We start from the raw sequence: 12,677 nt of genomic DNA, 5'->3' as shown, positions 1-12,677 counted from the left end.
CTGTTAAGCTGTTGTGCATTTAAAACGCATAGTGGTATAATATAACATAATGATATTCAGACAAAGTGAATGCCTGCTAAAAATTTTCTAAGTTCCGAAACAAAGGAAACTCTTCAACAAGTATTAAAAGAGCATGATCATCCAGACATTCGGCAAAGAGCCTTAATTTTTTTGTTACTAAATAACGGAAATACACAAGCTCAAACTGCTGAACTAATTGGATGTTCTCTCAGAAAAGTAGCTTATTGGAGTATTCATGGTGATCCGGAGCGATTAGATAGTTTTAAAGATGATAGGATGAAGGGTAACTACCGAAAAGCTACAGAAGAATACATTGATTGACTTCTAGAGACCATTGAAGTAGAACCTGAGAAATATGGCTATGAATTCGGGAGATGGACAACAGCTAGACTTGCCATATATTTAAAAGAGAAGACAGGAATTGAGCTGAGTAGTACCCAAGTAAGGAGAATCTTAAAATCAAAAAAGTATGTTTACCTTTGGGCTAAATACAGCTTAAAAGATAAGCAAGATGCCGTAGAAAGGGGTTTATTTAAAGATAAATTAGATGAGTATTTGAAAATAGAAAAAGAATCTCCAAACCTATTGCAGGTATGGTTTGGGGACGAAAGTGGATTTAGTTTAAGAGTAATCATAAGGAAAAACTGGTGTAAAAAGGGGACTCGAAGTAATAAAAGAGGAGACCGACGAAAAGGTCGTATTAATGTTATGGGTGGAGTGAGATACTCAGACAAAAAAAGATGGGTAGATTTTATTCCATCTGGTAATTCTGCTAATTTTTATGCTGTGCTGAAAACTTTTTATGAAGATTTAAAAGCCGAGTGGATATTGCAAGGAAATTTAGCAGAAGACTTTAAAGATAAGGGCTGTAAGTTTGTGATAATTTTGGACAACGCTAGTTTTCATAAAAAAGCAGAGACTTTGCAGAAAATAGCGTCAGAGATGCCGAATCTAATCATAGAGTTTTTGCCCAAGTATAGCCCTGACTATAACCTCGTTGAATTAGTATGGCATTCCGCAAAGGAATATGTTGCTAATAGATTATTTGAATCCATTGAAAAACTAGAATCACTGTTACATAAACTTTTAAATGAAGGAGAATTAATTATGAAATGGAACCGAAAGATCAAAAACAAAGGTAACTTAGTTAATGCAGTTTAGATGTCGAACAGCTTACCCGTATCGATAGCTCTGTGACGCCTCAAGTGGGAGGCGCATCATGTTGTACTTGCAACAGCCCAGGTGGGCAAATTCCAACCGAAGAGACGGCTTTCTCAAAAACAGTTGCAACGCGGGGGTGTGGAGGGGTGTGAACCTGTCTCAGGCAGTCTTTGTCTCCAGCAGATTATTCAGTTCTCGTTGCTCTTGAGCAGTTTGCCAGGGAGATATCTTAAGCCTGAACAAACTTTTGCTTAATTTACGTTTCTAGTGAGGAGTAGACAATAACATCTGCTCCTCATTCAACAAGTCATACAACCCAGAGAATTTTGTTATGTCGTAGATTGATGCCTCTATTACTCTGAATCATCAGAGTAATCAAAAAAGAGATTACTGGCAGACTAACAAGCTGCTAAATGGATGGAGAGGATAAGCTATTCTACACCTTTAGCACAGGTTGCTGAACATTTTATCTATTACCATTATCCTCTTACCCAAGCAATCATGGGTACAACAGTTAAACACTTAGAGTAGATTGACAAATTGTTTTTTGGAGAGATTGTTCAGAAATTGTCAACTCTTTACTCAATGGCTTTCAACCAACTGAGAATACATTTTCCTGTAGGCTCTGCTCCCAGCTTGACTGTGAATGGCAAGAATTGGTCAGAAACTCTTCAAATTAACAGTGTGGGGCTAGTGCTATTAGCAAATGAATCAAGATATGCAGAGTATTGGGCTGAAAAGTCATTATCTAATTCTTCTGTATATGATTCTTATGCCGATCGTCTTGAGTTTTTGACAACGGAACTACATTGGCAACTTAGCTATTTTAAACTTACTGGCTCACTAACAATTTACGATACTGCAAACCTTGGCATTACAACCTATGACATTGCCAGGATAGTGTATGAGTCTCCAGATCTTAACTTGGTCAAGCAATTTCAATCATTGGATGGCAAGTCACTAACTTTGATGAAGAAGCAAATCAGTTTTGCCTACTGCTGTACGAATTTTTGCGGTAATTCAAAAATAGCAGAGCAACTCAGTCATTCTCAGTCTTGAAGTCAGTCATGCTTCAAGTTTGATAAGAACATACAGAATTTTCAGACAGGAGAAGAATCATGGTACAAGCTTTTGACAAGATCAGTCTGCTTTTACGTTTAGCTATTGGTGTGATTGATAATCCTAGACTGGAAATGACGGAAACTTGCCAAAGCAGCAAAGACTCAAATTACAGCACAGAAATTCTCGCCCATCGTCAAACAGTTGAACGCATCCGCAAAGTTCAGGCAGAGTACCAGATTCGAGGCTGGATACGTTAAGACCCACATTCCGCACCCCCAAGGGGCAGCGTAGGCGGATTGAAGGGATAAAAGTGAATCATCCGAGATCAATAGTCGGGACATTTTTTCTATGGCCCAATGGCTTATTCCCTAGGACTTTGAGGCGAGCGTGGATAATTAAATCAATGTCATCTCCACCCCTGACGCGGCATTTAATTCGACTTTTTTATGATGCTTGCCCTGTAAAGCTTGTAGTATCGTTCCAAAAACTGTCCGGAGTATTGCTCTGAAAACGGTATTAGAAACTGATGCAACAAATAGTTGCTTCTATGCAGAGTCAATGGCAACAGCTCTGGCAGCACCTTTTTTGAGAAATTACTCAACCCGCAAGCACATTCTACCAAAGTATGAAGATGGCTTACCTAAATACAAACTGAAGCAAGCTCTTGAGTACATGAATGTTCATCTAAGTGAGAATCTATCATTAGCCACCCTTGCAGATGAATTGCAGATTAGCCAGTACCATTTCTGTCGATTATTTAAGCAATCAACTGGAACGACTCCTCATGCGTACTTAATTCAGCAGCGAGTAGAGAAATCGAAGCAATTACTGAAGCAGGGAGAAGGCACGATGAATGACATTGCGATCGCGTGTGGTTTTGCCAATCCCAGCCATTTTGCTAAGCATTTTCGCAGATACACAGGCATTTCACCAAAGCAGTTTCGCATGATGTAGCAAGAATATGTTCAATTCGCAAGGAAGTGTTCGACTTGAATCTGTAGAACTTATTAAAGTTAGTTACATAGAAATTAAGATAGTTTAAGAAAACACAACCAATTCTTCTCACAGTAATTGAACTGAGGAAAAACTTGTAATCCTCACACTTGTGTCTCTTCTACGTCTTACTCTGATTTTTACAATACTATTCTCACCTGTGGAAGTGTAAATCATGAAACTTTTTCGGAGCCTCAATCTTTCTCTCGCGATCTCAACCTGTGTTTCCATTACTGTCCAACTGTCGATGCAAAGCCTTCCTGCTCAAGCAGGCTCAAATGGTTGCGGTAGCGGTATAACGGGCAGCATTACCCCAAACGCGCCAGCAGGAACTAGCTTTAAATCTGCGTGCGAGCGACACGATAATTGTTATGACACGCTCGGTGCAAATAAAGGAACCTGTGATGACCAGTTCCACAATGATATGCTAACAGCTTGTCGAGAAGCTTTCCCAGATGGTTCATTTCTCGGAAAGACGATTCGGAAGCCTCAACGCATTGCTTGTAATGGAGCCGCTGATACCTTTTATCAAGCTGTTCGTAGCGAAGGCGGCAAAGCCTATCAAGATGCTCAGAGAGAAGCTTCTAAGAAAGCCAATCAGCCCGCCTGCTACAATGTGGATTCAAGACAGGGATGGCAGTATGTCAATCTTCCACGCTCATACAATCGTGTAGCCAGTGTTAGTGGTTCTTGGTCAGTCGATGCAAGAAGTTACTCCGGTGTGGGACCAAGTGGGCATTCAGGCGAGGCGGCAAGCAAACTTGAGCCGTACAAGCAGTACAAATATGACAAAAACATTCCGTTTGGAGGATTGTTAGTAGATATTCTAACGGCTGGGTATGGGTACGTCTGGGTTCGCAGTAGTTCGCAATCTTTACCTAAACCAATTTCACGGATAGCCATGAGAATTAATGATGCAGACAATGCCCTCGGAGACAATGCTGGTACACTCCAAGTCTGTTTCGGTAACTAGAATACTATGCCAAACGCCATTCTAATCAGAATTTAAGACGTAACCATGTTAGGTGATTTTTGTCACATAAAAGTATCCTAATATTTCTTTACTCGCTTTGAAAATTCCTTGAAGACTCTAATTAAAGTTCACCTGCTGAGAGAAACTGCATAATGAATCCCCTGAGAATTGTATTTAGGAAATTACTGAGTGTTGTTTTAGTTTTGGTAGTAACTCTTTTCTCGTTTCTAAGTTTTCCTCAAGTGGCTCTCAGCCAGAATCACCTTTCAACTGTACAGATCGCTTTATTACCTCAGAATGAGGGGGCGAGCTTTCCAGACATTCAAGGACACTGGGCACAGCATTATATAGAGCCTCTGGCAAGTTTAGGGATTGTTGTAGGTTATCCAGAAAACGGTCAATTCAAGCCAGATAATCCAGTAACGCGCACAGAATTTGCAGCAATTATTAATAAAGCATTTAATCCTTTAGCAGAAAGACCTACTAACGAGTTTTTGGATGTTCCAACAAACTTCTGGGGCTATTCTGCAATTCAGGCTGCTTATCAAGGCGGATTTCTAGAGGGCTATCCAGACCGTAAGTTCCAGCCAGGACAAAATATTCCTAGAGTAGAAGTATTAGTGTCTTTAGCAAACGGCTTAAAGATACAGCCTGAAGATATAGGTGTACTATCCTTATATGCTGATGCATCTCAAATCCCTGACTATGCTATTCCTGCAATCGCTGGTGCAACAGAGCGGCAAATGGTTGTTAATTATCCTGATCTAAATCGACTCAATCCCAATAGAACAGCCACTCGTGCTGAAGTTGCGGCTTTTATTTACCAAGGACTGGTTTATTCAGGCAAGCCTCCAGGTGGGGGAGCAAGTTCTCCTCCTGGTAAAGGATCAAATGCAACAAGCCAAGGTCAACCAGGTCCGGGGGTAGTGGTTGTGCCTCCAACAGTCGTGGTTGCAAGCCATAATGGGGAGCCAAATGGTGTATTTGTTAGTATTATCGATTTTCCTAGTATTGATGGACAGTCATTAAGTTCTGGGCAGTCAATTGATATTAAAGCTGAAGCCCGAGATCGACAAGGGAGCGATCTTTCCTCAACAATTGTCTGGACTAACTCAACAGGGCAGATTGTTAGTCGAGGATCTACCCTCACTTTTAGTTCTACTGATACAAAGATTGAAACACTAACAGCTACTGCCAGGGCAAAAAGTGGTCAAACGAATAATGCAAGAATATCCTTTGCGATAAGTCCTAGTGACATAATCACTCCACCACACGTCAAGCCGCTTCCTGATGAAGCTATTGTAGAGGAGTCTGAAGGTCAACAAAGCTTAATTACAGACGTAACAGGTATTCCTGGAAGGGTTTGCTTTACGAATGATCGTGGTGCTTGGAGACGAGTAGGGACAATGCCCACACTTAGGGTCGGCGATGTCATGCTTGGAGCATCAGCAACGATTCCTCCAGTGAAAATTTTGAAAGTTCTACCATCTGAGAATAATCAATCCTGCGTAGAAGTTGGTTTTGCGACAGTTGAGGAATTCTTCCCAAAGCGTAAAGATGGAGAGCCATTTGACATTCCGTCGTTGCTTAAGGACTCAGATCGCATTATTAGCTTCAACCCTGAAGGAAGTGGTTCAGCTCCGATTGATTTTTCTAAGCCCCCTGCTCTTGAAGATGGCGATTGGCTTTCAATTGATCCATCTCTACCTTCTAATATTGGCAGACCTTACCCTGGAATTGCGCTTCCCTACCCAAAAGGAACCAACCCGCGAGCTAGTGTACCAGTTGCAAGTGGGGTCAACTATCCGTCCTCAGAGACTGGAAAGTTGCCTAATGTAAAGCTCGGCACTGGATCAGACTTAGGATCTAGTAAATGGCCCTCATACATAGGCGCATGTATCAGAGAGGAATATACCCGACGATATCGACTTGCTCAACAGAAAGCAGTTGATAAAACCTTTGCTCAAAGTAAGAGCAGTCAAACAAAAACTCAAGACTACCCGTTTGAACGACTGCCGTCCCCCGATAAGATTGTTCCACCTAGCAAATATCAGTTTGCTTTTGATCTGAAATCATTACTAGAGGAGAACGCCAACCGTCAATCACCAGAGCCAATTCGTACTGAACCAACTCAAATGAATGCTGCGGCAGGTCGAAAAACATCAAGTCGCTTCAAATCTACAGCACAAGTTGAACACAAACAAGAGCTAGAATTTCTCGCCTACTTAGGATTCAACACCAAGATGGAAATTCCTAAAAACGGTAGTCAGTTCAACGGAGTTGACTTCAAAGACTACAAAAGCGTGATTGGATTTATTGGTGGTAACTTCTTCACATTCTCAATGGATGTTAAGATCGATGAGACTCTGATGGGTGGAATTGCAATGGATGGGCTGTACGACTTGAGGGCAACAAAAGTCATCCCTATTCCTACAGGTTTTGAAGGACCCGGCGCGTATAGAATACCTTTCTTTATAGGTCCTATTCCAGTGTGGATTGATTTCCCCTTTGCAATGGACTTGAGACTGACCGCAGGTTTGCAAGCCGGATATAGAGAGGGGGTGATTGGATTTTTACAAAATGGTTATGGCGACTTTACATTTAATGGCAGTTCCAATGGACTTACGTGGATCACGGATATTGATAATAAATCAATTGTAGGGTCTAACTTTTGCGGCAGATCTGACCTCCGTGGCGACGCTGAAGTTAGACTCCAACCTCATATTCAAGTTTTGCTCTACAGTCTTATGGGACCGGAGGTAGCTCTTGAGCCATACGCTCGCTTAGATGCCCGCCATCCACAAACAGAGTTAAGTATTGTGGAACCTCAAAAGCCAGCAGATTCATCTCCTGTAGCAGTCAAGCAAGATGAAGAAATTCGTTTGCACGCAATTGCAGGAAATACAATATCTATTCCAATTACTGCAAGTACAGGTGTAGATTTTGCAATGACGCCTGTTGTTATCAATGATTTCATTGCTCGAAAAATACCAAGTAGGAAAGTAAACTTTGGAAAACTTTGCCTACCTTTGCCTAAGCCACCTGAAGATACGACTAGCAGAGTGGTATGGGGAGTTTTAAGTGGAGGAGTTAGCGAAGTGGCTAGACAAGTTCCTGAGTGTACTGAACCAATAAAGATAAACTTTAACCCTAATGACTTCTTCAGAAGAACCTTCACCTTCAGAACTAACTTGGTAAATAAACAGAAGGATGTTTCTGTTGATATACCCGTAGTTGAACCCTTTAATCGTATTCTTCAAGGACTTTTTGATCAAGCTACTCTCATTTGGACTTCAGAAAAAACAGGAGAATCGATTGCAGCTTCTAACCCTGGCTCAACTTCTTTTGCAAACTTAGTCTCTCCTGCTAAATCTAACCCCGGCTCACCTGTAACATTAGGCAAATGTTCTTTGACAGCCGGATTACAGAATTTGAGAGTTGAAGCATTCAGCCCATTTGATGGACGACTTCAACAGCCATTAGGCAAGGCATACGTCCCTATAGAAGTTCAGGTAAGGGAAGAGTGCAACTCTTCTTCTCCATAATGGCTAAGCTCACATTAATGGATGGCAGTGTAATTTAAGTATCTAAGGAGAATCTGATGAAACTTCCGAGAAAGCTGTTGAAGAGAATTACTTTCCTCTGTTTCGCTCTAACCACAGTCTTTCTACTGCTGGTGGCACAGTCCGTCTCTAAGGCTCAAACAAGAGTTCCTGGTCCTGAGCCTTTTCCTACTATTACCCCATCACCTTCTCCGAATGGAGTTACCACGGGGACTTTTCCTGTTAATTTAGGAGGAACATGGTTACTACCTGTGCCAACAACAGATATGGGGTCAGCTAGACCGATAGTGGCCAATCCTGACGTAGCTACTGTTCCTTACAGAGAATCTCGCTCAATTCCTGTACTAGCAAACGATAGTGGTGAAAGTTTGACTGTCATTGACGCGACGAAAGGCATTGACGGTGCAATTACTAGAGCCAATTCTGATGGCACAGTTAGTTATACTTTTAGAGGTAATAGAAATACTGATAGGTTCAGTTATACGATTAGAGATCGCTATGGAAGAACTGCAACAGGAATAGTTTTTATAGAGCTTTCTCAAGCTTAGACTTGGCGATCGCAGCATAACAAATCCTTGCAGCGGCGAAAGGAAAATGATTGGTTGGAAAGCAAAGGTTACTTGTCGCCGCTGAACTCGACCGTTATCCTTATCCTGGGAACTTCTCTCAGGATAAGAACGTTATAACAGGTTCGTATCCTGAGAGATTACCCGATCTGGTGCCAGAATACCTCTAACGGTGATCGCTTCCAGTTTTCCAGTTTCCGGGGGATGCTGTATCTTGACTTTGGCGATAGCTGCTCAAAGCTCCTCAAATATGCCTTCAAGAAAATCTCTGGCGAGTTTACCCAGAACCCTGACTGCTTCAGAATTTTAAGCTGGACAAATGCTCAGTGGATTATTACAACCAGCAGATTCGCAACCATCTGTACGGTAAGACTACACTGCAAAGCAAAAAAAGCAGACTGAGCAATCGGCTTTTGAAGCTGTGATCGCTTCTCTAGAGCAACCTACCGACACATCAGAGGCGAGTGAAGCGGAAGCAACAGTCGATGAGCCTGACATTGTATCAGAGAAATGACGGGACGGCGGGAATGCGATCATAACCCAAATAAAGATGCGATAGATCGCCGTCCCTACAAGAAGCAAGAAGTTCTCTTTTCAATTTAAACGAGTAGAGACATTCTGGTGGAACTTTGCTTCCCAACTGTTACCTTCAAGCAGATTATCGTATGCTCAACCGACCAATTCTCCATCGCAGAAACAAGAACTATCCGCACAACGATAGCAATAGACGCGATCGCATTCGACACACATTGATAAGTTTTCTAGTTTGTAAGTTTCAACGCAACCAGTGCAGCATTCTCGCTTTCTAAGCATATTATTGTAGTTATCACTGCCAAGTGCTCTGTAATTTGCACCTCCAAACAGTGTGATATTAGAACTAGCTTCTTCGGTTTTTCTAGCTTCGACACTAGACCATAAATAAGCCCTCACACGGTCATAGTCCAGCGGAAACACTTCTGTATCGCTTTTTTCGTTATTTAACCATTGAGTCATTCTAGTTTCAAAGCGTTCTCTAAATGTTGCCATTGCAATTACCTCATAAGTAAATAAGACCGGATTAATGCTGATTTCAGTCAATCATTAGGTTCAATATTAACAAGAGATTCATGCCGATTCAATCTGAAAGTCTTTCTCGGTCTTGGTTAGAAGCTATTTTAGTCGCGGTTTTTGTTGAAGTCCCGTTAAGAAATACCCCCGACAGATGCAGTAATGCAGTAAGTATGCAAGACTTTGGAGCGTCGAGTCGAGTATACACCAAGCATGAAAATAGAGGGACACGGGCAGGCCAAGATATTCACGCAAGAGGAAATCGAACTCTTGTTCAACGAAGGTTTGCAGAGCGACCGAGATCGCGCCCTCTTTGGAGTTTGTCTCTACACCGCCTGCCGCATTGCCGAAGCGTGCAGCTTGAAAGTCATCGATGTTTTCACCCCGGCGGGTGTCATCCGCTCCGAAATGATTATCCGCAAGGGCAACACTAAAGGCAAGCTCGGCACCCGCACTATCCCGATCATTCAAGAGTTGAGGCTGCTGTTAGAAACCTACAAACATCCCGAACACCCCTACCTATTCCCCAGCCGCCACCTCAATCACCGCTGGAAGCACGCAAACCCGGAAGCCGCCTCTCATCTATTCCAAGAAGCCTGCGAACGAGTCGGCATCATCGGCGCTTCCACCCACAGCCTCAGAAGGTCAGCACTCACTCAAATGAGCAACGCCGGGATTCCGCTGCGGATTATTCAAGAAATCAGCGGCCACCGCAACTTAGAACAGTTGCAGAAATACTTAGAAGTGCGGCCCGACCAAGTAAGGGGAGCCGTCTCTGCACTCTCTACCCTTTCCTACGTCAGGAAAACTATATATCCTGATTTAGCACCCCCAACGCCAGAAAATCCGTTGCCCCCTCACCAACACCCGCAAGCCCAAGCAGACTCTGAGCCTGAAGAAATTCCCGATTGGTGACGAGCAATTTTAGATTTTAGATTTTAGATTTTAGATTTGGGATGCAAGGATTAAAGTCACGCATCAAGAGCATCGAATGCCGATCGCTTTCTTTCCCAAGGCAGAAGCCCTAACCCCTGGATTTGTTGCAATTGTTCGTCATTCGGGCGATCTCGCGTAAAATAAGAGCTTGTACGAGGCGGTGCTGTTTGTTGTTGCCGAAGATGAGGGAATCAATCAAGGACGTGGGAAGATAACACGAACGATGCCAGCCAACTACAAGGATAAATACAGCTAATAAAAAGATGTATATAGCACAATTAAACCTATCTATCAGTGATATTACTGGCATTGTTCAGACTATTGCAGTAGTTGTATCACTGATTTATTTGGCAATTCAAGTTAAAGAAAGTACAAAAGCAACCAAGGGTGCAACCTATCAATCAATTATTAGCGCTTGTGCAGAGCTTGAGTCACGTATAAGCCAGGATGATGAAGTGGCGCGGATATACAAGTTAGGCACAACAAATCTGGAAAAATTAAATGAGAATGAATTCACCCGGTTTAACGAGCTTATTTGTAGTTTTTTTAATCTGTATGAAAATTTGTATTATCAATATAAAAATAAGTTGTTAGAAGAAGAATTATGGGCTGGTTGGTGCCTCAATATGCGGAATGACTTACAACAAAAAGGGGCAGCAGCTTGGTGGAACTCAAAAAGTCATCTTTACAGTAAGAGCTTCCGTGAATATGTTAATTCAGGAAAATGTCCAAGAAATTAATTTTGCTTGTATAGCATAGCCTATCAACTGATATCAATATAATAATGTTGCTGGAAGGGGGAAAGGAATGAGTGAAACTAAACAATTACAAATCGCAATTCCCAAGGGAGAAATCGCCCGATTTTGCCAGCGTCACCATATCCGCAAACTGTCTTTATATCGAATGCCGCCCTAGTCGATGAATTGAGAAGTGCGGCAGTTAAAGTGGCGATCGAGGAAGCTTTAGACCAATTGCCCGAAAGCTACTCAACCGAAACGTATCAGCGCAAATGTCAAGAGGTTTACCAGCACGTCTACGAATGTTATTCTGAGGCTGGGCGCAGTATTTACACCGCCGCAGCTTGTTAAAATCCTCAATCATGTGGAGCGGGTGCATCTCCAAAACCGGCTCAAAGGAGAATTGTTGACAATGTGGCTAAAATTTGGTGTTGCTCTCAGTGGCGAACTGACGAGCATTGATGAGGTTGTGCGCGGAAAAACGAATCTCGCTTGCCTCTACTGCGGTGGCGGATTAACAGCAAAAAAGGGGAAAGTGAAAGAACATCACTTCGCGCACACCGGGGAGACTTGCAAGCCCGTGTCACAGCGGATTAAAACCAAAGCTTTCCCATCGCTGCCCTTGTACGATAATTTCACCATCCAGCTTAAGGGTGAGGAATTGGAACAGTTGAAAGTGCTGTGGAAGTGCGATTCGTTGATTAGTGAATCTCGGTAATCAATCCGTAAATAACTAATCCAGTGAAACTTGACCCCTAGGTTGAGCACTGAACTCTCAGATTGATGAAGGTGCAAGTCCTTCCCGCAAGATTCATGCGTGACTCCTTATCTGCTCACACCGACCAAGCTCAATTCTTGGAGAGTGAAGCTGGGAACAGGGCACAATCAGACGGCTGTTATGGACTGACACTGGTGCTAACAGGGAGTTCCTACGGTGAAACCGAGCCTAAAAAAGTAACTTACACTTAGGCAGGGCATAACTTAAAAAACCCTGACCTCATCAGAGCTAAAGCCCGACGCATCATTTCCACAATAGCGTCCAGAATCTTGGGTTTCTGATAGTTAAATTGGCTACACCTAACGGAACAATCAATCATCTGAGGGAACGAATAAAAACGACTTGAGAGTCATGGATACGTCGATTTCCATGTAGGTAAGATGAGATACGGAACTCTCTCAAGACGGGTAGGATGCGAAGTAATTTTCGCAAGGTATTCAGAAAACACTCAACAGAGTAGAGCATGATTAGACACAGTAGTAATACCAGTGAATCTTGGAAGAATCTACCGTGGAAGAAGTTCCGCAAAGATTTATTTCGCCTACAAAAGAGAGTGTTCAAAGCGGTTCAAGCAGGAAACAAGCGGAAAGCGCAGTCTCTGCAAAGACTTATTCTGAAATCCAAAGCTGCTAGATTCCTAGCAATTCGACAAGTAACACAGCTAAACGCTGGCAAGAAAACAGCAGGTGTTGACGGTGTAAAATCTCTCGGCTTTACAGGACGTTTCTACCTAGAAACAATACTTAAAGAGTCGGCAGGTAATTGGCATCATCAAGGACTACGGGAAATCCCAATCCCAAAAAAGGACGGGACAACCAGAATGCTAAAAATCCCAACTAT

The 12,677-nt window shown here is 42.6% G+C and carries 13 protein-coding genes and 1 pseudogene; 13 read left to right on the top strand and 1 reads right to left on the bottom strand.

The window, feature by feature from the left end; genetic code table 11:
* Nucleotides 1–69 precede the first annotated feature (69 nt).
* The 7 genes and pseudogenes from QUA36_RS12220 (at nt 70) to QUA36_RS12190 (ending at nt 8,321) form a co-directional block, all read left to right on the top strand.
* Nucleotides 70–1,182, top strand: a pseudogene (locus tag QUA36_RS12220) (IS630 family transposase).
* A 585-nt stretch (nt 1,183–1,767) separates the two neighbouring features.
* Entirely contained in the window at nt 1,768–2,241 is a 474-nt protein-coding gene (locus QUA36_RS12215) for a hypothetical protein (RefSeq protein ID WP_333457659.1), read from the top strand.
* Nucleotides 2,242–2,300: 59 nt separating this feature from the next.
* Entirely contained in the window at nt 2,301–2,501 is a 201-nt protein-coding gene (locus QUA36_RS12210) for a hypothetical protein (RefSeq protein ID WP_333457657.1), read from the top strand.
* A gap of 301 nt (nt 2,502–2,802) precedes the next feature.
* Complete coding sequence (locus QUA36_RS12205; RefSeq protein ID WP_333457655.1) at nt 2,803–3,198, top strand: AraC family transcriptional regulator; 396 nt, start codon at nt 2,803–2,805, stop codon at nt 3,196–3,198.
* A 214-nt stretch (nt 3,199–3,412) separates the two neighbouring features.
* Nucleotides 3,413–4,210 (top strand): phospholipase A2, encoded by a 798-nt coding sequence (locus tag QUA36_RS12200; RefSeq protein WP_333457653.1) that lies wholly within the window; start codon nt 3,413–3,415, stop codon nt 4,208–4,210.
* A gap of 152 nt (nt 4,211–4,362) precedes the next feature.
* Nucleotides 4,363–7,755, top strand: coding sequence for an S-layer homology domain-containing protein (locus QUA36_RS12195; protein WP_333457651.1), 3,393 nt, complete (start codon nt 4,363–4,365; stop codon nt 7,753–7,755).
* A 269-nt stretch (nt 7,756–8,024) separates the two neighbouring features.
* The gene (locus tag QUA36_RS12190) at nt 8,025–8,321 is read left to right on the top strand and encodes an Ig-like domain-containing protein (protein WP_333457650.1); all 297 of its coding nucleotides are present in this window, start codon (nt 8,025–8,027) and stop codon (nt 8,319–8,321) included.
* 687 nt (nt 8,322–9,008) lie between these two features.
* On the opposite strand, the gene QUA36_RS12185 is transcribed toward QUA36_RS12190, so the two are convergent.
* Complete coding sequence (locus QUA36_RS12185; RefSeq protein WP_333457648.1) at nt 9,009–9,365, bottom strand: hypothetical protein; 357 nt, start codon at nt 9,363–9,365, stop codon at nt 9,009–9,011.
* A gap of 234 nt (nt 9,366–9,599) precedes the next feature.
* On the opposite strand from QUA36_RS12185, the gene QUA36_RS12180 reads away from it, so the two are divergent.
* The 6 genes from QUA36_RS12180 to QUA36_RS12155 form a co-directional block, all read left to right on the top strand.
* Nucleotides 9,600–10,301: a tyrosine-type recombinase/integrase gene (locus tag QUA36_RS12180; RefSeq protein WP_333457646.1), complete on the top strand. Its 702-nt coding sequence runs from the start codon at nt 9,600–9,602 to the stop codon at nt 10,299–10,301.
* A gap of 284 nt (nt 10,302–10,585) precedes the next feature.
* Nucleotides 10,586–11,062 (top strand): hypothetical protein, encoded by a 477-nt coding sequence (locus tag QUA36_RS12175; RefSeq protein WP_333457644.1) that lies wholly within the window; start codon nt 10,586–10,588, stop codon nt 11,060–11,062.
* 123 nt (nt 11,063–11,185) lie between these two features.
* Nucleotides 11,186–11,410: a hypothetical protein gene (locus QUA36_RS12170; protein ID WP_333457642.1), complete on the top strand. Its 225-nt coding sequence runs from the start codon at nt 11,186–11,188 to the stop codon at nt 11,408–11,410.
* 61 nt (nt 11,411–11,471) lie between these two features.
* Complete coding sequence (locus QUA36_RS12165) at nt 11,472–11,777, top strand: competence protein CoiA family protein (RefSeq protein ID WP_333457640.1); 306 nt, start codon at nt 11,472–11,474, stop codon at nt 11,775–11,777.
* A gap of 95 nt (nt 11,778–11,872) precedes the next feature.
* Complete coding sequence (locus QUA36_RS12160; protein ID WP_333050788.1) at nt 11,873–12,028, top strand: hypothetical protein; 156 nt, start codon at nt 11,873–11,875, stop codon at nt 12,026–12,028.
* 272 nt (nt 12,029–12,300) lie between these two features.
* Nucleotides 12,301–12,677, top strand: a 377-nt coding sequence (locus QUA36_RS12155; RefSeq protein ID WP_333457638.1) for a reverse transcriptase N-terminal domain-containing protein, incomplete at its 3' end; no start/stop codon positions are given.

This window comes from Microcoleus sp. Pol10D4 (assembly GCF_036701555.1).
Taxonomy (GTDB): domain Bacteria; phylum Cyanobacteriota; class Cyanobacteriia; order Cyanobacteriales; family Microcoleaceae; genus Microcoleus.
Note: the sequence above shows the minus strand (reverse complement) of the source record. Positions and strands in the feature narration are given on the sequence as shown.

Coding starts and splice junctions, on each gene's coding strand:
- QUA36_RS12195 (WP_333457651.1), top strand. CDS start 4,363: ATGAATCCCCTGAGAATTGTATTTAGGAAATTACTGAGTGTTGTTTTA.
- QUA36_RS12180 (WP_333457646.1), top strand. CDS start 9,600: ATGAAAATAGAGGGACACGGGCAGGCCAAGATATTCACGCAAGAGGAA.
- QUA36_RS12200 (WP_333457653.1), top strand. CDS start 3,413: ATGAAACTTTTTCGGAGCCTCAATCTTTCTCTCGCGATCTCAACCTGT.
- QUA36_RS12205 (WP_333457655.1), top strand. CDS start 2,803: ATGGCAACAGCTCTGGCAGCACCTTTTTTGAGAAATTACTCAACCCGC.
- QUA36_RS12210 (WP_333457657.1), top strand. CDS start 2,301: ATGGTACAAGCTTTTGACAAGATCAGTCTGCTTTTACGTTTAGCTATT.
- QUA36_RS12185 (WP_333457648.1), bottom strand. CDS start 9,365: ATGGCAACATTTAGAGAACGCTTTGAAACTAGAATGACTCAATGGTTA.
- QUA36_RS12165 (WP_333457640.1), top strand. CDS start 11,472: ATGTGGCTAAAATTTGGTGTTGCTCTCAGTGGCGAACTGACGAGCATT.
- QUA36_RS12175 (WP_333457644.1), top strand. CDS start 10,586: ATGTATATAGCACAATTAAACCTATCTATCAGTGATATTACTGGCATT.
- QUA36_RS12160 (WP_333050788.1), top strand. CDS start 11,873: ATGCGTGACTCCTTATCTGCTCACACCGACCAAGCTCAATTCTTGGAG.
- QUA36_RS12215 (WP_333457659.1), top strand. CDS start 1,768: ATGGCTTTCAACCAACTGAGAATACATTTTCCTGTAGGCTCTGCTCCC.